Source organism: Marinactinospora rubrisoli (assembly GCF_042664915.1).
Taxonomy (GTDB): domain Bacteria; phylum Actinomycetota; class Actinomycetes; order Streptosporangiales; family Streptosporangiaceae; genus Marinitenerispora; species Marinitenerispora rubrisoli.
This window is the reverse complement of the sequence record NZ_JBHTBH010000002.1, coordinates 471,106-491,908: the sequence shown is the minus strand read 5'-3', so window position 1 is coordinate 491,908 and position 20,803 is coordinate 471,106. Positions and strand designations below refer to the sequence as shown.

Genomic DNA, 20,803 nt, shown 5'->3' with positions numbered 1-20,803 from the left:
TCCGGGCGCAGGTGAGGAAAGACGATGAGTGAACCGGTCCTGGAGCTGTCCGGGATATCCAAGAGATTCGGTGCCGTGCAGGCGCTCAGCGACGTGAGCCTGCGCGTCCACCCGGGCGAGGTCGTGGCCCTGCTCGGCGACAACGGCGCCGGCAAGTCCACGCTGGTCAAGGTGATCGCGGGCGTCAACCCCGCCGACACCGGGACCCTCCTGTGGGAGGGGCGTCCCGTCACGGTGAACAAGCCGGGCGACGCCCAGCAACTCGGCATCGCCACGATCTACCAGGATCTCGCGCTGTGCGACAACCTCGACATCGTCGCGAACCTGTTCCTCGGCGGCGAGCGCACCACGGCCGGCGTGCTGGACGAGGTGGGCATGGAACGCCGCGCCCGCGAGCTGCTCGACTCGCTGTCGGTGCGCATCCCCAGTCTGCGGGTGCCGGTCGCGTCGCTGTCCGGCGGGCAGCGCCAGATCATCGCGATCGCGCGCTCGCTGCTGGGCGAGCCCAAGGTCGTGATGCTGGACGAGCCCACCGCCGCGCTGGGGGTCGCCCAGACCGCGCAGGTGCTCGACCTCATCGAGCGCCTGCGCGACCAGGGGCTCGGCGTCATCCTGATCAGCCACAACATGGCTGACGTGCGCGCGGTCGCCGACCGCGCCGTGGTCCTGCGGCTGGGGCGCAACGCCGGCGACTTCCGGGTCGAGGACACCAGCTATGAGGAGATCGTCGCGGCGATCACCGGCGCCGCGGACAACCCCGTGGCGCGGCGGGCCGGACGCGTCGCCGTGCCCGGATCGGAGGAAGCGTGATGGCCCAGCAGACGCCCGTGGCCGGGGAGACCGTTCCGGCACCGGACCCACGGCCCATCGTGGCCGGCGGCTCGCCCAGGGGACTCGTCCAGGCCGGGCTGCGCCGGTTGCGCGGCGGCGAGCTCGGGGCGCTGCCGGTCCTCGTCGGTCTCGTCGTGATCTGCGTGGTCTTCCAGTCGCTGAACAGCAACTTCCTGTCCCCGCAGAACCTGTCGAACCTGACCCTGCAGGTGGTCTCGACCGGGCTGATGTCGTGCGGCGTCATCATGGTGCTGCTGCTCGGCGAGATCGACCTGTCGGTCGGCTCGGTCTCCGGGGTCTCCGGCGCGGTGCTCGCGGTACTGGCCGTCAACCAGGGGCTTCCCGAACCGGTCGCGATCGCGCTGGCGGTGCTCACCGGCGCGCTGATCGGGGTGGTGCACGGCACGATCTTCGCCAAGGTCGGCGTGCCGGCGTTCGTCGTCACGCTGGCCGGTCTCATCGGGTGGCAGGGCGCCCAGCTCTATCTGCTCGGCTCCGACGGGACCATCAACGTCCCCTACGACGGCGCGATCGCCTACCTCACCCAGACCTACTTCGTGCCGGCCGTCGGCTGGGGGATCGCGGTGGTCGCGGTGGGCCTGTACACCGGGCTCACCCTGTACGGCGAGCGCCGCCGCACGGCCGCGGGGCTGCCGGCCCGTTCGGTCGCCGAGGTGCTGCTGCGCGCCGGGCTGCTCGCCGTCCCGGTGTTCGGCGGGGTGGCGGTGCTCAACCTGTGGAACGGGGTGCCCCTCGCGTTCCTCATCTTCCTGGGCTTCGTGGTGGTCTTCGACCTGGTGCTGCGCAAGACCCGGTACGGCCGCATGGTGTTCGCGGTCGGCGGCAGCGCCGAGGCGGCGCGGCGGGCCGGCATCAACGTCGACCTGATCCGCATCTCGGTGTTCGCGCTGGCCTCCACGCTGGCCGCGGTGGGCGGCATTCTCGCCGTCTCCCGGGGCTTCGCGGTCAGCCAGTCCAGCGGCGGCGGCGACGTCCTCATGCTGGCGATCGCCGCGGCGGTCATCGGCGGCACCAGCCTGTTCGGTGGCCGTGGCAGCGCCTACTCCGCGCTGCTGGGCGGTCTGGTGCTGGGCGCGATCACCTCGGGCCTGTACCTGCTGCAGATGGACTCCTCGGTCCGGTACATGATCACGGCGGCCGTGCTGCTCGTCGCGGTGATCCTGGACGCGGTGTCGCGCCGCAGCCGGCGGGCGCACGCCCGCGGCTGAACCCCGGCCGGCATCGCGCGGGGCCGGTCGCGCCGCGTCCCCTCACTCCCATCCCTGCTGGCGCGACCGGCCGCGGTGCCCCCGGGTGACGGCTCCCCCGGGGGCACCGCCGTTTCGGTAGAGCGCGGCCCAGATTCTCGGCATTTTCTGGTATCGCCCCTGCTCGGAGCGGCCCGGAAGCGGGCAGGCTGGTAGCAGCGGCCGGCCGGGGGAGCGGCCGGCGACACGTCAGGGACGGGGGAGCGAACATGGCGGGATCGCACCGCACGGCGACGCAGAACGAATGGGCCGCCGGTCTGATGATCACCGTGCCGGGGGCGCGGCAGCGGGCGGACCGCACCGAGGGCGCGACGCCCGCCGGAGGCGGCGTCGACATCGATCTGGTCCGCGTGCCGGTGGACGAGGACACCCCGGTCTGGCAGTGGGAGATTCCCGGTCTGGAGTCGCCCGAGCGGGAGCTGTAGCCGGGCCGCGCCGGACGCGGGCGAGACGGCCGGACGGACGGAACGGGCGGCGCACCTCGTGCGCCGCCCGTTCCCGGTGCCCGCCCCGTTCCGCGGGGTGGGCGGAGGCCGCCGGTCGGCCGTCAGCAGACCTCGCGCACGTGTCCCGGTTCGCCCTCGGGGAGGACGTCGACGTCGCGCAGGATCACCGAGACGATGTCGGCGTCGCGTTCGCAGGCCAGCGCGAAGTCCTGCTCGCGGTACTCCACGTCAAGGACGCGGTCCGGGTAGGCGTCGGCGTAGTCGTCGCACTCGTTCCACCGCGCGCACTCCTCCGCCACCGCGAAGTCGAACCCGGCCTCCACTCCCAGGCCGGTGGCCTCCGCGGCGTTCTTCTGCCCGATGGTCAGGCCGAGCTCGTCCGCCCGCTCGACGAGCAGTGTCGCGTAGGCGAACGCGTCCTCCTCGCTGATCAGGCCGCCGGAGCGCGTGTAGGAGTCGAGGTTGTCGATCTCCACCCCGTCGAACCCGGCCTCGGCGCAGCCGCCCATCCAGCCGCCCATGATGTCGGCCAGCCGCTCGCGCTGGTCCTCGGTCCGCAGGTCGAGGAACTGCTCGTCCCAGTCGTCGTCGATGACCGGTTCGCCGTTGCCGTCCCACAGCAGCAGGTCACGGTGGTTCTCCACCCACCACGCGTTCTCGTGCTCCTGCGCCTGGAAGCCGTTGACGTAGCAGACGTTGTACAGCCCGGGTTGGGGGTCGTCCTCGCGGTCCCGCAGGACCACCTGCACGTCGTCGGCCGGCGGGTAGCCGCCGCCGATCTGGTAGTCCCACACCGGGTCGGCCGGCATGGGCTCGGCGATGGCCGCGGCGGGCGTCTCCTGCTCGCCCGAGGTGGTCTGGACATCGGCCGCCGGAGCGCAGCCGACGGCGAATCCGAGCGTGAGAGCGAGTACGGACGGGGGGATCAATGGCATGAAGCCACGCGTTCGCAAACTCATGGCCACATGATGTCACGCGGTGTCTCGCACGTGGCCCGGAAACCCCCGCGGCGGGCCGGCACTGCGGTGCTACGATCTCCGGCCTATGCCCGAGTCATCGGTCCTGCTCATCGCCGGCGCGGCCGTGCTGGTCGGCGCCATGGTCCAGGGCGGGGTCGGCCTCGGCCTGGCCCTCGTCGCGGCGCCGGTGGTGTCGCTGCTCGACCCTGGCCTGATGCCCGGATCGGTGATGGTCGTCACCGCCGTGCTCCCTCTGCTGACGCTCGCGGCCGAGTGGCGGCACATGGACTGGCGCGGCATCGGCTGGGCACTCGCCGGCCGCGTACCCGGAACGGTGGCCGGGGTGTGGGTGGTGGCCGCGCTCCCGGCCGACGCGCTCGGCCTCGCCGTGGGAGTGCTGGTGCTGGCGGCCGCCGCGCTGACGGCGAGCAGGCCCCGGCTGCGGCCGACCCCGATCACGCTGGCGGTCGCCGGGGTCGTGTCGGGCGTGACCGGCACCGCGACGTCGGTCGGCGGGCCGCCCATCGCCCTCGTGTACCAACGGGAGCGCGGACCTACGGTGCGCGCCACCCTCGGCGGATACTTCGCGATCGGGGTGGCGGGATCGCTGCTGGCCCTCGCGGTCGGCGGGCAGCTCGACGCGCGCCAGGCGGCGGCAGGGGCGGCCCTCGTCCCCTTCGCCGTCGCCGGCTTCCTGCTGGCCGGACCCCTGCGCCGGATTCTGGACGGCGCCGTCCAGCGGACCGCCCTGCTGGCGCTCGTTGCGGCCTCGGGTGCGCTGCTCGTCGCGCGCTCCGCGCTGCACTGGATCTGAGGGCCGGGGCGGCCGGCCGCTCTGGCATACCCTGGAGTTCCATGACCACCTCCCCGGCGCCCTCGCCCCGCCCCACCAAGGAGCAGCTGGCGGCCGCGCACGGCCGCACGATCCCCGACGTTCTTGGCCGCGACATGATCGTGCTGTTCTGCGGGATCAACCCTGGGCTGTACTCCGGCTACACGGGGCACCACTTCGCCCGGCCCGGCAACCGGTTCTGGCCGGCGCTGCACCGGTCCGGCTGCACCCCACGGCTGCTGCGCCCGGCCGAGCAGTACCTGCTGCCGCAGTGGGGGTACGGCATCACCAACCTGGTCGGCCGGGCGACCGCGCGCGCCGACGAACTCACCCCCGCCGAACTGCGGGCCGGCGGCCGGCGGCTGGCCGGGCTGCTGCGCGAGTACCGGCCGCGGGTGCTGGGCGTCCTGGGGGTCACCGCCTACCGGCAGGCGTTCGACCGGCCGCGCGCGCGGGTCGGCCCGCAGCCCGACCGGATCGCCGGCACACCGGTGTGGGTGCTGCCCAACCCCAGCGGGCTGAACGCGCACTGGACCGTCGACACGATCGCGGAGGAACTGGCCCGGCTGCGTCGTGCCGCCTCCGTGGCGGAACGGGGGGATGCCGCCTCCGTGGCGGAACGGGGGGATGCCGCCTCCGTGGCGGAACGGGACGACGCCGCCTTCCCGGCCGAGTGGGGCGACATTGCCGACGGAACCACCACGGAATGCGGCGGCGGGGAAGCGGGACGGCCGTCATCCGGCTGAGATAGGTTCGGGCAAAAGCCGCCCAATGCGGCTTCTACACTCGGTAACCGGTGCGAGCACGGGTGGCCGCCTACGTGACGGAACGCGAAATCGCCGCCGCGTGGCGGAACGGAGAAGGCTTCTCCGTGGCAGAACACGGAGACGCCGCCCGCGCCCACTGGCACGACACACTGTCCGGCAGACGAGGGGAATGACGAGAGTGACGTTGCTCGGGGCGGTTCGCAGTCCGCAGGACCTGAAGAGACTCTCCGCCGACCAGATCCCCCAGCTGGCCGGCGAGATCCGGGAGTTCCTCATCTCGGAGGTCTCGCGCACCGGAGGACACCTGGGCCCCAACCTCGGGGTCGTGGAGCTCACCATCGCCCTGCACCGGGTGTTCGACTCCCCGCGCGAGCCGATCCTCTTCGACACCGGGCACCAGTCCTACGTGCACAAGATCCTCACCGGGCGGCAGGACTTCTCCGGTCTGCGGCGCGCGGGCGGGCTGTCCGGCTACCCGGCGCGCGCCGAGTCCGAGCACGACTTCATCGAGAACTCGCACGCCTCCACCGCGCTCTCCTACGCCGACGGGCTGGCCAAGGCCAACGAGGTGCGCGGGCGGCGGGACCGCGCCGTCGTGGCGGTGATCGGCGACGGCGCGCTCACCGGCGGTATGGCCTGGGAGGCGCTGAACAACATCGCCGAGGGCAGGAACCGCCGGGTCGTCATCGTGGTCAACGACAACGGCCGCTCCTACTCGCCCACCATCGGCGGACTGGCCGACCATCTGGCCACGCTGCGCGTCAGCCAGGGCTACGAGCAGATGCTCGACATGGCGAAGACCGCCATCAACCGCGCCCCCGTGGTGGGCCCGCCGCTGTACGAGGCGCTGCACGGCCTGAAGAAGGGCATCAAGGACGCCATCCAGCCGCAGGTCATGTTCGAGGACCTCGGCCTCAAGTACCTCGGCCCGATCGACGGGCATGACGCCCAGGCGGTGGAGCGGGCGCTGCGCCGCGCCCGTGACTTCGGCAGCCCGGTGATCGTGCACTGCATCACCCGCAAGGGCAAGGGGTACGCGCCCGCCGAGAACCACGAGGAGGACCAGTTCCACTCGCTCGGCGCCTTCGACGTCGAGACCGGCATCGCCAAGCCGAAGTCCGGTGTGAGCTGGACCTCGGTGTTCAGCGAGGAGATGGTCAAGCTCGGTGCGGAGCGCGATGACATCGTGGCCATCACGGCGGCCATGCTGCACCCCACCGGGCTGGCCGCGTTCGCCGAGGCCTACCCGGACCGGCTGTACGACGTCGGCATCGCCGAGCAGCACGCCGCCACGTCGGCCGCCGGTCTGGCCATGGGCGGCCTGCACCCGGTGGTCGCGGTGTACGCCACGTTCCTCAACCGCTGCTTCGACCAGGTGCTGATGGACGTCGCCCTGCACCGGCAGGGGGTCACGTTCGCCCTGGACCGCGCGGGCATCACCGGTGACGACGGCGCCAGCCACAACGGCATGTGGGACCTGTCCATCCTCCAGGTCGTGCCCAACCTCGGCCTGGCGGTGCCCCGCGACGGCACCCGGATGCGCGAACTGCTGCGTGAGGCGGTGGCGGTGGAGGACGGCCCCACCGTGGTGCGCTACCCCAAGACGGCGGTCGGCCCGGACATCCCCGCCGTCGGCAAGGTCGGCGGGATGGACGTGCTGCGCAGCGCGGCCTCCCGTGGCGTGAACGGTAAGGAGGACCTGCTGCTGGTGGCGGTCGGCACGATGGCGGAGACCTGCTGCGAGGTCGCCGACCGGCTGGCCGATCAGGGCATCGGCGTCACCGTGCTCGACCCGCGCTGGGTCAAGCCCCTGGACCCGGCGCTGGTCGAGGAGGCCGCGCGGTACGCCGTGGTCGCCGTGGTGGAGGACAACGGCCGGGTGGGCGCGGTCGGCGACGCCGTGGCCCGGGCGCTGCGCGACGCCGATCTCGACATCCCGGTGCGCACCTTCGGTGTGGCGCAGGAGTTCCTCGACCACGCCAAGCGCGACGCCATCCTCGCCGAGATGGGACTCACCCCGCAGGACCTCGCCCGGAAACTGACCGAGACGGTCTCCCGCTACACCGAGAGATCCGCCGCCGACGAGTCCGCCGACGAGCCGGCGGCCTGACCGCCGCCCTCGGCCCCCTCTCCTCCAGAGACCGCCGCTCCGGCCGTCCGCCCCTCCGGGTGGACGGCCGGAGCGTTTCCGCGGTCAGGTCCAGACGACCTCGCCGCACGAACGGTTCGGTGATCATCTACACCCGTGAGGAGTGGCAGGCGTTCACCGCCGGTGTCCGCGCCGGGGAGTTCGACTTCCGCTGACGCCCCGAGCCCCCTCTGAAGGGGCGCCGGCCGATCGGTCCGGTGTCGCACCGTTCCCCGTGACGTGCGGGACAATGGACCCATGACCACTCCCGACCCCCTGCGCGTGGCGGTGATCGGCTCGGGCCCCGCCGGTATCTACACGGCGGACGCGCTGACCCGGCAGAACCGCGAAGCCGTGGCCGTGGACATCCTCGACCGGCTGCCCACCCCCTACGGTCTGGTGCGCTACGGCGTGGCCCCGGACCACACCACCATCAAGGGGGTGGCGCGCGCGCTCCGGCGGGTCCTGGAACACCCCGACGTGCGGTTCGTCGGCGGCGTCGAGTTCGGCCGTGATGTCACCCGCGCCGACCTCGCCCGCGCCTACGACGCGGTCGTCTACGCCACCGGGGCGGCCGTGGACCGGCGGCTCGGCATCCCGGGCGAGGATCTGCCGGGGAGCGTGGCCGCCACGGACTTCGTCAATTGGTACTGCGGGCATCCGGACGCGGAGGTCGAGCGGTTCCTGCTCGACGCCGAGGAGGTCGCGGTCATCGGGGTCGGCAACGTCGCGCTCGACGTCACCCGCATCCTGGCCAAGAGCGCCGACGAACTCCGCGGCACCGACATCCCGCAGCCGATGCTCGACGTGCTGGCCGCCAGCAAGGTGCGCCGGATCCACCTGCTGGGCCGGCGCGGTCCCACGCAGGCCAAGTTCACCGCCAACGAGCTGCGCGACCTCGGGCATCTCGACAACGCCGACGTCGTCGTACGGCCGGATCAGCTCGACATCGACCCCAACGGCGAGGAGATGCTGCACGCCGCGCGCGCCGCCCGCACGAACCTGCGGATCATGAAGGAGTGGGCCGCCCGCGAGCCGGTGGGCCGGCCGCGCCGCGTCGACCTGCGGTTCTGGGTGCGCCCGACCGCCATTCTCGGGGACCGGTCCGTCACCGGACTGGAGGTGGAGCGCACCGAGCTGGACGCCGACGGCCGCCTGGCCGGTACGGGCGAGCACGAGTCCCTGCCGGTCGGGCTGGTGCTGCGCTCGGTCGGTTACGCGAGCGTGGCGCTGCCGGGCGTGCCGTTCGATGAGGCCGCGCACACGGTCCCGCACGCCGAGGGCCGGGTCCTCGCCGCCGACGGCTCGGTGGTACGCGGCGATTACGTGGCGGGCTGGCTGAAGCGCGGCGCAACCGGGGTGATCGGCACGAACAAGTCCGACGCCGCCGCCACCGTCCGCGCGCTGCTGGACGACGCGCCCGGCCTGCGGGCGGGCCGTCGCGGCGCGCACGTGCCGGTCGAGCGGGTGCTGGCCGACGCCGGAGCCCGGGCGACCGACTACCAGGACTGGCTCGCCATCGACACGGCGGAGGCCGGCCGCGCCGCCGCCCTCGGGCGTGGCGAGCGGGTCAAGCTGCTGGGCTGGGACGAGCTCTTCGAGGCGATCGGGCGCTGAGCAGGCCGGCCGGTGCCCCGGCGAAAAATCGGGTGACGGCGCGGTCGGCGGGATGTTAGGTTCCCGCACCATGCGTGCCCTTACTGAGTCGGAAATCCGCCGGTCGTTCGTCAACTGTTCCAAGGGCGAGGCGCGGCGGCTCGGCCTCCCCAAACGCCTGGACGAGCTGCCGTGGCCGGACCTCGACTTCCTGGGCTGGCGCGACCCGGGCGCGCCGGAGCGCGGCTACCTCGTGGCCGAGCGGGACGGCGGCCTCGTCGGGGTGGCGCTGCGGGTCCCGCCGGCGGTGAAGCGCGGGCTCACCACCACCACGGTCTGCTCGTTCTGCATCACCTCGCACACGGGGCCGGGGGTGTCGCTGCTCACCGCGCGCCGGGTGGGCGCCGCGGGCCGTCAGGGCAACACGGTGGGCGCCTATGTGTGCGCCGATCTCGCGTGCCCGCTCTACGTGCGGGGGAGGAAGAAGGGCGCTCTCGTGGACCGTTATGAGGAGTCGCTGACCCTGGAGGAGCAGGTCGAACGCACCCTCGGCAACCTCGGCCGGTTCCTGGACCGGGTGCTCGACGACCGGCCCTGACCGGGACCTACTCGCCGCAGGGCTCGCGGCACGGCCGTCGCCCAGCCGTGCGTCACGAACGAGCCGGGGCCGCCCCCGCACCCGCTACGGTCGGCCCGCCGTATTCTCGGGGCGGAACGGGAACGTGGCGGCGGCGCGGAACCCCGCGCGGCGCGGCGATGCCGGCTCGCCGGCGGTCGCTTCCGAAGAGGTCACGGTGACGTGGGCCGGGCGGACGGCCGTCAACGCCGGGCCCCCGACGCGCCATCGGCGATCCACCTGCCCGGCATCGGCGGGCGTGGAACACCGGCGTGCGCCGTCGTAGGGTGCGAGCACGTTCCCCGGACGCTCCCGGTCGCCTCAGCCGGCCACGGAGAGCGCGCGGGCCGCGGACACCACGGCCTCGCGGCGCCGGGCGAGGGCGGCGGCCTCGTCGTCCTCGTCCAGGATCAGGCGGCACAGTTGCGGGACGGCGAAATTCCAGGCGATCAGGCCGAGGATGGTGAACAGCCAGTCCTGCACGACGCGGGTGCGCTCAGGCTCGGTTACGTCGGCGCCCGCGCCCGCCTCGATCTGGGATCGGACCTTGTCCCGGTACGTCGCCCGGCGCTCCTCCTCGCCGTGCACGCATTCTCCCCGGGTCTCCAGGGCCTCCCACAGGAGCAGCCGGATCAGGTCCGGATGCTCCTGGTACCAGTCGAAGATCTGCCCGACGACCTCGGCCACCGAGTCGGGGGTGAGCGTCTCGGGAGAGCAGATCTCGTCCACCTTGGTCTGCACGACGGTGCCGAAGAGCCGCTCCTTGCCGCCGAAGTACAGGTAGATCGCCTGTTTGTTGGCCCGGGCGGTGGAGGCGATGCGCTCGACCCGGGCCCCGGCCAGGCCGTGCGCGGCGAATTCGGCGATGGCGGCCTCCAGGATCCGCCGCCTCGTGGCCTCTGCGTCGTAGCTCATGCCCTGAATTAAACCATCCGGTTGACTTCGGGGGTGCGGTGCGCCATGCTCTAAACCAACCAGATGGTTTATTTCCTTTGAGGAGGCACCATGTCCGGCACGGCCACCCCCATACCGGTGCGCTCACCCCTGCCGACCGCACTCGCCGACTCCACGGCCGTCATCATCGGCGGCAGCTCCGGCATCGGACTCGCGGCCGGCATCCTGCTCCGCGAGGTCGGCGCGCGGGTCGTGCTGGTCGGCCGCGACCAGGCCCGGCTGGACGCCGCCGTCGCCCGGGTCCGGGGCGACGGTCCCGCGGACGCGGTCATCGGAGCGTCCGCCGACGTCGCGGACGAGGACGCGCTGGCCGAGATCTTCGACCGCGCCGGATCGGTCGACCACGTGCTGGTGACGGCGGGCGGTTTCGCGGGCGGCGGCCCGGTGGGCGAGATCTCCGTCGACGACCTCCATTCGACCTTCGACAACCGGATCTGGGGCGCCCTGATCGCCGCCCGGCTCGCGGCGACCCGGCTGCCGGCCGGCGGGTCGATCACGCTCACCTCCGGCACCATGCTGGTCCGCCCGGTCCCCGGTACCAGCGGCCTGCTGGCGGTCGCCGGCGGCGTCGAAACGATGACCAGAGCGCTCGCCGTGGAGTTCGCACCCCGCCGACTGCGAGTGAACACCGTCCGCTACGGCCCCTTCGACACCCCGCTGCTGCGGGACAGGCTCGAACTCGACAGCGACACCGCTGCCGCCGAGCACGGTGCGAAGACCCTGCTCGGCCGGTTGGGCGACCCCGCCGAGGCGGGCGCGTCCGCGCTGTTCCTCATGGCGAACAACTATGTGACCGGCCAGGTGATCACCGTGGACGGTGGCCACACCCTGCTCTGACGCCGCCGAGCCCCCCGGCCCCCGGCCACGCGCCGGCCGCGGCGGGGCCGGGGGCGTTCAGGCGGCGGGGCCACGTCCAGGCCGTCGGCGTGCGGCGGGCCGCAGCGCACCGACGGCGCCCCCGTCCGGCGGCGGGCGGCCTCAGGACAGGAAGTCGATCTCCACACCGGCGCCGGCCGCGACCGCGGCCCGGTACACCGGCCAGGCCAGGGCGAGATCCTGCCAGGGCAGGCCGACCGGCGCGTACACGGTGATCTCGTCGGCGCGCACGCGACCGGGCCGCTCGCCCCGCAGGATCTCGCCCATGGTCGCGTGCACGGCGTCCGCCCTCAGCCCCGCGGCGGCGAGCGCGCCGGCGTCCAGGCTCAGCCCGATGTCGTCGTCGACCGTCCGGGCGGCCCTCAGCACGTCGCCGGCCAGTTCGATCTTGCCGGGCTCGTCGGCGCCGAGCGCCGTGAAATGCGTACCGGGGCGCAGATCCGCGGCGTGGATGAGCGGCCGGCGCGACCACGTGGCCAGCACGACGATGGCCGCGCGGGCGGCCGCCGCGCGCGCCGTGCCGACCGTCTCGACGGGCACGCCGAGCGGCGCGGCGTGCTCGCGGGCGAACGCCTCGGCACGCCCGGTGTCCGTCCGCGAGATCGTGGAGATGGACCAGGCCGCGCAGGGCCGGAGCGGCGCCGGGGAACTTCGCGTTGACCTTCACCGTGTAGGCGGGGATCTCCGCGACGAGTCCGGGCAGCAGCGCCGTGGCGGTCCCCGGACCGGGAAGGTCCGTGCGCGACCGCAGCGGCGCGATGTCCGCGGCGGTGGCGCGGAAGCCGGCGCGCAGCGTGGCCAGGACGGCGGTGGGGTCGAGCAGCCGGGTGATCTCGGACCGGGTCAGCAGCAGAGTCATCAAGGTCCGCCGTCGCCGCCGAAACCCTGGACGGCATCCTCCGGCAGGACGTCCAGGTACGTCGTGGGCACCGCTGCCACCAGCCACACGCCGTTGCCGGTGACCCGGAAGGTGTGGCCGTCGGCGTGCATGCGGCCGGCGGCCACCCGCAGAACCACCGGGGAACCGCGCCGGGCGCCGACCCGGCGGGCCGTCTGGGGGTCGGGGGAGAGGTGGACGTCGTGCCGGGTCATCGGCCGCAGCCCCTCGGTGAAGATGGCGGGCAGTGAGCGGCCGACCGTGCCGTGGTAGAGGACGGCGGGCGGTGCCGACGGCGGCAGGTCCAGGCGTACCGGGACGCTGTGCCCCTGCTGGGCGCGGATCCGCCGCCGGTCGGCGCTGAAGGCGAACCGGCGCTTGTCGTTGCCCGCCACCACCTCGTCGAGTTCGGCGCGGGTCAGCCCGACACCGGCGCGCCGGCAGGCCGCCAGCAGATCCTCGACCGCGACCCATCCCGCCGGGTCGAGCGTGAGGCCGAGGAGTTCGGGCTCGTGCCGGAGCACCCGGGCGAGGAACCTCGACCGGCGCACCAGACGGCGGCGGTCCGCGCCCGCCACCGTCACTTCACCAGCCGCTCGTCCGCGCCGTAGGTGTTGCAGTCCTCCACGGTGCTGCCGTTCCACCCCTGGAGGAACCAGTACATGCGGTTGTCCTCCGTGCCGTGCGTCTCCAGGTCGGAGCCGCCGTTGAACACCTCGTTGATGGCGTCGGCCTCCCGGTCGGTGAACAGGCCGAGCGCGCGCAGAGCGGCGCCGCCGAAGCACTCGGCCTGGAGTTCGGTGCGCCGCAGCATCTCCAGACCGGCCTCCTCGCTCTCGGCCTTCTCCTCCTCCACGTAGGAGCGGTCGAGGATCCCCACCTGCGCCTGCACGTGGTGGCCGTACTCGTGGGCGAGCAGCGCCACCCACACGCCCTCGTCCTCGGCGCCCGGCACGCCCTCCGACATCTCGCTGACGCTGGGCAGCAGCACGTTGATCGTCTGGTCCGCGTCGTCGTAGTAGGCGAGGGTCATGCCCTCCTCGTCCTCGCTGTCCACGTCGTTCTCGTCGAGGACGACGAGGGTGGGGGAGGCGGGGCGCACGCCGAGGTCGCTCAGGGTCGGGAACCACGCCTCGTCCAGGCAGTCGCCGATCTCGGCGTTGAAGTCCTCCCAGGAGGCAGCGGAGTCCGGGTCCAGCCGCGGGTCGGCGCAGGTGGTGCTGCGGGGCCCGGGCAGTTCGTAGACGGGATGCTCGTCCAGGACCACCTGCGCGGCCGGGCGGGGGTGCGGATGGTGCGGTATGGCGCCGCTCGGCTTGTACGCGGCGCTGGCCGCCGGTGTGTTGAGCGAGGAGATGACGAGCGCCACGCAGATGACCAGCGCCACCAGCGCGGCCACCGCGGAGCCACCGGCGGCGATCAGGACCGGCGCCGGGGTGCGCGGCCGGGGGACGGGGGGCGGCGCGGACGGTCGCTCCGCCCCAGGCTCGGGACCCGGCGGAGCCGCAAGGGGGGTGTCCACAGGAGGGGATCTTTCTGCACGAGCAGGGAGAAGGGTGCCTCACACTCTATTCGCCGCAGAACGCCGGCGGAGCCCCTGACCAGATCCGGAATGCGGCGCGGAGCCGGGAGAGTGGCCGCGGCACGCGGCCGTCCGCGGCATCCGTGCGATACTGCGGCCGTGCTCACCGTAGGCGCGCTTCGTGACCACCTCGCCGGCCTCGCCGACACCACGCCGGTGGTGGTCGAGGTGGCTTCCAGCGGGTGGCGGATCCGGGTGGAGGACGTCCGGGTCACGACCGCCCAGGACTCCACCGTGGGCGGCGACCCGCACGAGGGCCTGGAGGTCCAGGTGTTCTGGGAGCCGGAGGCGAGCGGCTGGCGGGTGGCCGACGCGACGCGGTCGCTGTTCACCCTGGACGACGTCGCCGACCTCGTCGCCGAACGCGACGCCGCGCGCCGCGGACCTGACGCTCCGCGCGCCGATCAGACCGGCCGGTCGTCCGGCGGCCGGTAGCGCACTCCGACGGTGGCGAGGATGCCGCGCAGCTCCGCCTCGAACATCGGCCGCATGTCGCCCATGACGAACGCCAGCTGCTGGAAGACCTCCATGCAGACCAGGCCGTAGAGCCGCACCCAGCAGGCGACGAGTACGTACAGCGCGCCGGGCGAGGCGTTCGGGGACCGGAAGCCGGTGTGCTCGGCGAAGGCGAGCAGCCGTTCGGACAGTTCCGGCGACAATTCGCTCTCGGCCGGCACCGGGAACCGTTCCTCCGCCACCAGCCGGTCGAACAGCGCGAAGAACATCCCGGCGAAGGCCTGGCCGGCGGCCATCGCCTCGCCCTCGTTCGGGCAGCCGACGTGTGCGGGACCCGGGGGCCCGAACAGCAGCGTGAACTCGCTGGTGTTGGCGACCGCCCAGGCGCGGAAGGCGCGCAGCGCGGCGTGGATCCGGCCGTCGAGGTCGTCCTCGGGGACGGCCGCGCCGGCCCCGCGCACGGCGTCGGCGAGTTCGGCGAAGAAGTCGGCCTGCAGGGCCAGCATGAGGTCGTCCAGGCTCGCGAAGTAGCGGTACAACCCGGGCGCGGTCATGCCCATGTCGCGCGCGATGCCCCGGAGTGAGACCCCGGACGGTCCGTGCTCGGCGAGGTGCCGGCGGGCGATCGTCCTGATCTCGGCGAGTGTGGTCTCCCGCACACGTTCCCGCCGGGACATGCCGCGGGGCGGGCCCGCCTCCTCCTCGGCCGGTGCCGCCTGATCAGCCACGTTCCGTCCTTCACTGCCGTCGCGAGCCGCCCGGCCGGGGCGCACGCGACCCTCCCTCGGTCGGTGTCCAGACGCCGGTGAACGCCGTATGCTAACGGCGTTTACTTATATGACGCCCATTCACTAACCTAACACCCGGGAGGCACATCCATGTTCTCCGCGCTGGGCGCCTTCGGCTACCGCGCTCGCGTGTGGGTGCTCGCCGGAACGGTCCTGTTCACGGCGTTCGCCGTCTGGTGGGGCAGCGGGCTCTTCGGAGCGGTCAGCGACGGCGGCTTCCGGGATCCGGCCGCCGAGTCGTCGCGCGCCACCGACCTGATCGAGGACGAACTCGGACACGACGCCGTCGACGTCATCGCCGTCTACCGCAGTTCCGAGATCACGGTCGACAACCCCACCTTCGCCACGGCCGTGCAGCGCGCGCTGGACCGCATCCCCGACGACGCGACCACCTCCATCACCAGCTACCTCGACGAAGGACTCTCCGAACGCGAACTCGGCGCCCTGGTCTCCAAGGACCAGCACGCCACCTACGTCGCCATCACCCTGGCCGGGGACACCCGCGAGGAACGGATGGCCAACTTCGAAGAGATCCACGAGGACCTGGACGCCGGGGAACTCGACACCCGGTTGGCCGGCCCGGTCGCGATCGAGAGCGAGCTGTCGGCCAGCGCCGAGAGCGACGTCGTGCGCGCCGAACTGATCTCGCTGCCGATCCTGCTCGTGCTGCTGGTGGCGATCTTCGGCGGCGTGGTCGCCGCCCTCATGCCCCTCGCCGTCGGCGGACTCGCCATCTTCGGCTCCCTCGTCCTGCTGCGCGCGCTCACCTACGTCACCGAGGTCTCGGTGTTCGCGGTGAACGTCGCCACGATCCTCGGCCTCGGGCTGGCCATCGACTACGGGCTGTTCATGGTGAACCGGTTCCGCGAGGAGCTGTCCCGCAGCGGTGATCCGGCGGCGGCGCTGCCCGTCACCCTCGCGACCGCCGGCCGCACCGTCGCCTTCTCCGGTGTCACGGTGCTCATCGCCTTCGGCGGCCTGCTGTTCTTCCCGCAGCCGATGCTGCGCTCCATCGGGCTCGGCGGCATCGCCGTGGTGCTTTTCGACCTCGTCGCCGCCCTCGTGGTCCTCCCCGCCCTGCTCGCGGTGATCGGGCGGCGGATCGACGCGCTGCGGCTGCCCTGGCCGCGGCGGTCGCGGACCGGCGCGCGCACCCCGTCCGCCACCGAGGCCGCCGACGGCAACGGCCCGTGGGCGCGGCTGGCGCACAATGTGATGCGGCGCCCCGTCCGCTACGTACTGGCCGTCGGCGCGCTGCTCCTCGTCTCCGCCTCCGCGCTGCTGTCCAGCCAGCTCGGCATGACCGACCACCGGTACCTCTCCGAGGACTCCGACAGCCGGGCCGCGATGACGGCGCTGCGCGAGGACTTCTACGGCGGGGGCACCGGCACGATCGACGTCGCGGTCTCCGGCTCGGTCGGCGACGCCGACATGGCCGACTACCTGGAACGGCTCGACGCCCTGGACGGCGCGACCGGCGCCACGGTGGCGCGCGCGGAGGGCGACGTCGCGCACGTCACCGTCGGCTACGAGGGCGAGGCCGACGACCCGGCGACGGCCGACCTGGTGCGCGACGTGCGTGCCGAACCGGAGCCCAGCGGCGCGGAGGAGGTCCTGGTCGGCGGCGCGGCGGCCGAGCAGATCGACAGCGTCGCCGCGATCGTCGGCGCCGTCCCCTGGACCCTGGTGTTCGTCATCGCGGTCACCCTTATGCTGCTCTTCCTGGCGTTCGGCTCCCTCGTGCTGCCGCTGAAGGCCGTCCTGATGGGCTTTCTGTCCCTCGGCGCCTCGCTGGGCGTGGTGATCTGGGGCTTCCAGGAGGGCCACCTCGCGGGGGTCCTGGGGTTCGACGCCGTGGGCACCATCGACCCCACCTATCTGGTGCTCATCCTCATCGTGGCGTTCGGCCTGGCCATGGACTATGAGCTGTTCCTGCTCAGCCGGGTCCGGGAGGAGTACCTGGCCACCGGCGACAACACGCGCGCGGTCGCGGTGGGGCTGCAGCGGACCGGCGGGATCATCACGAGCGCTGCGCTGCTGCTGGTCGTGGTGCTCGCCGCGATGGGGTCCTCACAATTGCTCTTCCTCAAGATCATCGGTGTCGGCCTGGCGGTGGCGGTGGCGGTCGACGCCACTCTGGTCCGCGCGCTGCTGGTGCCGGCCACGATGCGGCTGCTCGGCCGGGCCAACTGGTGGCTGCCGCGGCCACTGCGCCGGTTGCACGACCGCGTCGGCATCACCGAGGGGGAGTCCGGCGGCGAAACCGCCGGCAGCGACCGGCCGGCGGAGGACCGGGTCACCTCCGTGCGCTGAGCCGTCCGCCAACCCGGGGAGCGCCGTCCGCGGCGGCGCTTCCGCTCACGAGTCCGGCCCGGCACCGCCCGCGCACCGCAACGGGCCCGGCCACCTCCGTGGTGGCCGGGCCCGCGCTCGTCTCCGTTGACCGGCGGCTAGCCGGCCTTCAGGCCGTCAGGGTGGAACCTGGCGCCGTTCACCTTCTCGGCGATGCCGGTGCGGTCCAGGTACGGGGTGATCCCACCGAGGTGGAACGGCCACCCGGCCCCGGCGATCAGGCACAGGTCGATGTCGGCGGGCTCGGCCACGACTCCCTCGTCGAGCATGATCCGGATCTCCCGGGCCAGCGCTTCCAGTGCCCGGTTAAGGATCTCCGGCTCGGCGGACGGCCGGTCGCCGCCGGTGAACAGCGCCCGCACCTCCGGGTCGATCTGGAAGTCCGGGCCGTAGATCGCCGTCTTTCCGGCCTCGACCAGCGCGCGGTGCTGCGCGGACACCCGGAACCGGTCCGGGAACGCGGCGGCGAGCGTCTCCGCCACGTGCAGCGCCACGGCCGGCCCGACCAGCTGGAGCAGCAGCAGCGGCGACATCGGCAGCCCGAGCGGCGCCACCGCGCGGTCCGCGGTCTCCAGGTCGGTGCCCTCCTCCACGGCGGCCAGCACCTCGCCCATGAACAGGGTGAGCAGCCGGTTCACCACGAACGCGGGCGCGTCCTTGACCAGCACCGCGCTCTTCTTCAGCCCCTTGGCGGTGGCGAAGGCCGTGGCGAGGGTGGCGTCGTCGGTCCGCTCGCCGCGGATGATCTCCAGCAGCGGGAGCACCGCGACCGGGTTGAAGAAGTGGAAGCCCACGACCCGCTCCGGGCGGCGCAGCCCGGCGGCCATCTCGGTGATGGAGAGGGAGGAGGTGTTGGTGGCCAGGACCGCCTCGTCGGAGACCGCCGCCTCGACCTGGGCGAACACCTGCTTCTTGACCGCCATCTCCTCGAAGACCGCCTCGATGACGAAGTCGGCATCGGCGAAGGCGTCGTAGGACAGCGAACCGGTGACCAGGCCCTTCAGCCGGGCGGCCTTGTCGGGCGAGATCCGCCCCTTGGCCAGCAGCCGGTCGATCTCGCCGTGTACGTATCCGACCCCGCGGTCCAGCCGCTCCTGGTCGAGGTCGGTGAGCACGACCGGGACCTCCAGCCGCCGTGCGAACAGCAGCGCGAGCTGGCCGGCCATCAGCCCGGCGCCGACGACGCCCACCTTGGTGACCGGGCGGGCCAGCGCCTTGTCCGGGGCGCCGGCGGGGCGGCGGGCGCGCTTCTGGTTGAGGTCGAAGGCGTACAGACCGGCCCGCAGCTCGTCGCTGCGGAGCAGGTCCGCCAGTGCCTCGTCCTCGGCGGCGAACGCCTCGTCGCGGGTGCGCTCCTTGGCCGCGGCGACCAGGTCCAGCGCCCGCACCGGCGCCGGAGCCGCGCCGTGCAGCCTCCCCTCGACCGCGAACCGGGCACCGGCGACGGCCCGGTCCCACGCCTCGCCGCGGTCCACCTCGGGGCGCTGCACGGTGACGTCGCCCTTGATGACCCGCGCCGCCCAGCGCAGCGACTCCTCGACGAAGTCGGCCGGCTCGAACATGGCGTCGGCGATGCCAAGTTCGAAGACCTCGGGGCCCTTGATCGTCCGGTTCTGGGCGAGCGGGTTGTCGATGATCAGCTTGAGGGCCCGCTCGGCGCCGATCAGGTTCGGGAGCAGGTAGGTGCCGCCCCAGCCGGGGACCAGGCCGAGGAACGTCTCGGGCAGCGCGAACGCGGGGACGCCGGAGGAGACCGTGCGGTAGGTGCAGTGCAGCGCCACCTCGACACCGCCGCCCATGGCGGCGCCGTTGACGAACGCGAAGGTCGGCACGTCGAGCTCGCCGAGCCGCCGCAGTACGTCGTGACCGAGCTTGGCGATGGCGTGGGCCTGGTCGCGGTTCTCGATCCGGGGGACCCCGTTCAGGTCGGCGCCGACCGCGAAGATGAACGGTTTTCCGGTGACGGCGACGGCCGCGATGTCGCTGCGCGCTGCGGCGGCGTCGATGGCCGCCTGCAGGCTGAGCAGCCCGCCCGGCCCGAACGTGTTGGGCCGGGTGTGGTCGTGTCCGTTGTCCAGGGTGATGAGGACCGCGGTGCCCGCGCCGTAGGGCAGTTCGACGTCCCGGGCGAGTGCCCTGGTGACGACCTCGTCGCCGAACAGCGCGCGGGCCTGGTCGATCGGGCTGCTCACTTGGCGTTCCCCTCCCAGTTCGTGTTCTCCCACAGGACCGTGCCGCCCATGCCCATGCCCACGCACATCGTGGTGAGCCCGTAGCGGACGTCCGGGCGCTCGGCGAACAGCCGGGCGAGCTGCATCATGAGGCGCACGCCCGAGGAGGCGAGCGGGTGGCCGAGGGCGATCGCGCCGCCCCACGGGTTGACGCGCGGATCGTCGTCGGCGAGCCCGAAGTGCTCCAGGAACGCCAGCACCTGCACGGCGAACGCCTCGTTGATCTCGATCAGCCCGATGTCGGCCATCGTCAGGTTCTGGCGGTCGAGCAGCCGCTCGGTGGCGGGCACCGGGCCGACCCCCATGACCTCCGGCTCCACACCGGCGAAGGAGAAGTCCACCAGCCGCATCCGGGCGGTCAGCCCCAGCTCGCCGGCCACCTCCTCCGCGGCGAGGAGGGCGCCGGTGGCGCCGTCGTTCAGGCCGGCGGAGTTGCCCGCGGTCACGTTGCCGTGCGGGCGGAACGGCGTCTTCAGGCCGGCCAGGCCCGCCATGGTGGTGCCGGGGCGGGGCGGTTCGTCGGCGGTGGCCAGCCCGTAGCCGAGTTCGGCCGAGCGGACGAGGACCTCCACCAGGTCGGGCTGCAGCTTGCCGTCGGCGTAGGCCTTGGCGACCTTCTCCTGGCTGCGCACCGCGTAGGCGTCGGCGCGCTCCCGGGTGATGCCGGGGAACCGGTCGTGCAGGTTCTCCGCGGTGCTGCCCATGACGAGCGCGGAGGGGTCGACGAGCTTCTCCGACAGGAAGCGGGGGTTGGGGTCCACGCCCTCGCCCATCGGATGCCGGCCCATGTGCTCGACGCCGCCGGCGATGACGACGTCATAGGCGCCGAAGGAGATGCCGGCCGACGTGGTGGTCACCGCGGTCATCGCGCCGGCGCACATCCGGTCGATGGCGAAGCCCGGGACACTGCGCGGCAGCCCGGCCAGCAGGGCGGCGCTCCGGCCGATCGTCAGGCCCTGGTCGCCGATCTGGGTGGTCGCCGCGATGGCGACCTCGTCGACCCGCTCCGGCGGCAGTCCGGGGTTGCGGCGCAGCAGTTCGCGGATGACGCGGACGACGAGGTCGTCGGCGCGCGTCTCGGCGTACAGGCCCTTGCCGGCCTTGCCGAACGGGGTGCGCACCCCGTCGACAAAAACGACGTCTCGGGCAGTTCGCGGCACGATCGCCCTCCTTCACTCAAGCGGACAGTGGGTGTGACGGTGGTCATCCTCCCCTCATGCTACTCGCGAGTAACCAATGGGGCG

At 73.0% G+C, this 20,803-nt stretch carries 18 protein-coding genes and 1 pseudogene; 11 read left to right on the top strand and 8 right to left on the bottom strand.

The features are described from left to right. Positions 1 to 24: 24 nt before the first annotated feature. From ACFQRF_RS06280 to ACFQRF_RS06270, 3 genes are all read left to right on the top strand, one after another. Entirely contained in the window at positions 25 to 810 is a 786-nt protein-coding gene (locus ACFQRF_RS06280) for an ATP-binding cassette domain-containing protein (protein ID WP_379869585.1), read from the top strand. Further along, on the top strand, positions 810 to 2,060 hold the full coding sequence (locus ACFQRF_RS06275) for a sugar ABC transporter permease (protein ID WP_379869583.1): 1,251 nt from the start codon (positions 810 to 812) through the stop codon (positions 2,058 to 2,060). Before ACFQRF_RS06280 ends, ACFQRF_RS06275 begins: the two co-directional genes overlap by 1 nt. Positions 2,061 to 2,308: 248 nt before the next feature. Next, on the top strand, positions 2,309 to 2,524 hold the full coding sequence (locus ACFQRF_RS06270) for a hypothetical protein (protein WP_379869582.1): 216 nt from the start codon (positions 2,309 to 2,311) through the stop codon (positions 2,522 to 2,524). 122 nt (positions 2,525 to 2,646) lie between these two features. Here the strand turns inward: ACFQRF_RS06270 and ACFQRF_RS06265 are convergent, their stop codons facing one another. Further along, positions 2,647 to 3,504, bottom strand: coding sequence for an endo alpha-1,4 polygalactosaminidase (locus ACFQRF_RS06265; protein WP_379869581.1), 858 nt, complete (start codon positions 3,502 to 3,504; stop codon positions 2,647 to 2,649). Positions 3,505 to 3,589: 85 nt separating this feature from the next. Between ACFQRF_RS06265 and ACFQRF_RS06260 the strand changes: the two genes are divergently transcribed. The 5 genes and pseudogenes from ACFQRF_RS06260 (at position 3,590) to ACFQRF_RS06240 (ending at position 9,425) form a co-directional block, all read left to right on the top strand. Beyond that, positions 3,590 to 4,318, top strand: coding sequence for a sulfite exporter TauE/SafE family protein (locus ACFQRF_RS06260; RefSeq protein ID WP_379869580.1), 729 nt, complete (start codon positions 3,590 to 3,592; stop codon positions 4,316 to 4,318). A gap of 41 nt (positions 4,319 to 4,359) precedes the next feature. Then, positions 4,360 to 4,914 (top strand): annotated as a pseudogene (gene mug, locus ACFQRF_RS06255) (G/U mismatch-specific DNA glycosylase); the annotation flags it as partial. A gap of 367 nt (positions 4,915 to 5,281) precedes the next feature. Next, a complete protein-coding gene (dxs, locus tag ACFQRF_RS06250; protein ID WP_379869578.1) occupies positions 5,282 to 7,213 on the top strand; it encodes a 1-deoxy-D-xylulose-5-phosphate synthase in 1,932 nt (643 codons plus the stop codon). 276 nt (positions 7,214 to 7,489) lie between these two features. Then, positions 7,490 to 8,848 carry an FAD-dependent oxidoreductase gene (locus tag ACFQRF_RS06245; protein ID WP_379869577.1) on the top strand — a complete coding sequence of 453 codons (1,359 nt, stop codon included), beginning with the start codon at positions 7,490 to 7,492 and terminating at the stop codon, positions 8,846 to 8,848. Between the two features lie 70 nt (positions 8,849 to 8,918). Further along, a complete protein-coding gene (locus tag ACFQRF_RS06240; RefSeq protein ID WP_379869575.1) occupies positions 8,919 to 9,425 on the top strand; it encodes an FBP domain-containing protein in 507 nt (168 codons plus the stop codon). 339 nt (positions 9,426 to 9,764) lie between these two features. Here ACFQRF_RS06240 and ACFQRF_RS06235 read toward each other — a convergent pair whose 3' ends face one another. Continuing rightward, the gene (locus ACFQRF_RS06235; protein WP_379869574.1) at positions 9,765 to 10,358 is read right to left on the bottom strand and encodes a TetR/AcrR family transcriptional regulator; all 594 of its coding nucleotides are present in this window, start codon (positions 10,356 to 10,358) and stop codon (positions 9,765 to 9,767) included. A gap of 90 nt (positions 10,359 to 10,448) precedes the next feature. Here ACFQRF_RS06235 and ACFQRF_RS06230 point away from each other — a divergent pair, with 90 nt between their 5' ends. Then, on the top strand, positions 10,449 to 11,234 hold the full coding sequence (locus tag ACFQRF_RS06230; RefSeq protein WP_379869573.1) for an SDR family NAD(P)-dependent oxidoreductase: 786 nt from the start codon (positions 10,449 to 10,451) through the stop codon (positions 11,232 to 11,234). 141 nt (positions 11,235 to 11,375) lie between these two features. Here ACFQRF_RS06230 and ACFQRF_RS06225 read toward each other — a convergent pair whose 3' ends face one another. The 3 genes from ACFQRF_RS06225 to ACFQRF_RS06215 all read right to left on the bottom strand — a co-directional run bounded on the left by ACFQRF_RS06225 (position 11,376) and on the right by ACFQRF_RS06215 (position 13,672). Next, complete coding sequence (locus ACFQRF_RS06225) at positions 11,376 to 11,813, bottom strand: hypothetical protein (protein ID WP_379869572.1); 438 nt, start codon at positions 11,811 to 11,813, stop codon at positions 11,376 to 11,378. A 318-nt stretch (positions 11,814 to 12,131) separates the two neighbouring features. Beyond that, positions 12,132 to 12,728 carry an RNA 2'-phosphotransferase gene (locus tag ACFQRF_RS06220; RefSeq protein WP_379869571.1) on the bottom strand — a complete coding sequence of 199 codons (597 nt, stop codon included), beginning with the start codon at positions 12,726 to 12,728 and terminating at the stop codon, positions 12,132 to 12,134. 2 nt (positions 12,729 to 12,730) lie between these two features. Beyond that, positions 12,731 to 13,672 carry a neutral zinc metallopeptidase gene (locus ACFQRF_RS06215; protein WP_379869570.1) on the bottom strand — a complete coding sequence of 314 codons (942 nt, stop codon included), beginning with the start codon at positions 13,670 to 13,672 and terminating at the stop codon, positions 12,731 to 12,733. A gap of 159 nt (positions 13,673 to 13,831) precedes the next feature. Between ACFQRF_RS06215 and ACFQRF_RS06210 the strand changes: the two genes are divergently transcribed. Beyond that, positions 13,832 to 14,167 (top strand): hypothetical protein, encoded by a 336-nt coding sequence (locus ACFQRF_RS06210; protein ID WP_379869568.1) that lies wholly within the window; start codon positions 13,832 to 13,834, stop codon positions 14,165 to 14,167. Here the strand turns inward: ACFQRF_RS06210 and ACFQRF_RS06205 are convergent. Continuing rightward, the gene (locus ACFQRF_RS06205; RefSeq protein ID WP_379869780.1) at positions 14,137 to 14,865 is read right to left on the bottom strand and encodes a TetR/AcrR family transcriptional regulator; all 729 of its coding nucleotides are present in this window, start codon (positions 14,863 to 14,865) and stop codon (positions 14,137 to 14,139) included. The genes ACFQRF_RS06210 and ACFQRF_RS06205 overlap by 31 nt on opposite strands. A 201-nt stretch (positions 14,866 to 15,066) precedes the next feature. Here ACFQRF_RS06205 and ACFQRF_RS06200 point away from each other — a divergent pair, with 201 nt between their 5' ends. Continuing rightward, entirely contained in the window at positions 15,067 to 17,289 is a 2,223-nt protein-coding gene (locus tag ACFQRF_RS06200) for an MMPL family transporter (RefSeq protein WP_379869567.1), read from the top strand. Positions 17,290 to 17,426: 137 nt separating this feature from the next. Here the strand turns inward: ACFQRF_RS06200 and ACFQRF_RS06195 are convergent, their stop codons facing one another. Together ACFQRF_RS06195 and ACFQRF_RS06190 are read right to left on the bottom strand one after the other, a co-directional pair. After that, a complete protein-coding gene (locus ACFQRF_RS06195) occupies positions 17,427 to 19,520 on the bottom strand; it encodes a 3-hydroxyacyl-CoA dehydrogenase NAD-binding domain-containing protein (protein WP_379869565.1) in 2,094 nt (697 codons plus the stop codon). Then, positions 19,517 to 20,719, bottom strand: coding sequence for a thiolase family protein (locus tag ACFQRF_RS06190; RefSeq protein WP_379869564.1), 1,203 nt, complete (start codon positions 20,717 to 20,719; stop codon positions 19,517 to 19,519). The genes ACFQRF_RS06195 and ACFQRF_RS06190 overlap by 4 nt, the downstream gene beginning before the upstream one ends. Positions 20,720 to 20,803: the final 84 nt, after the last annotated feature.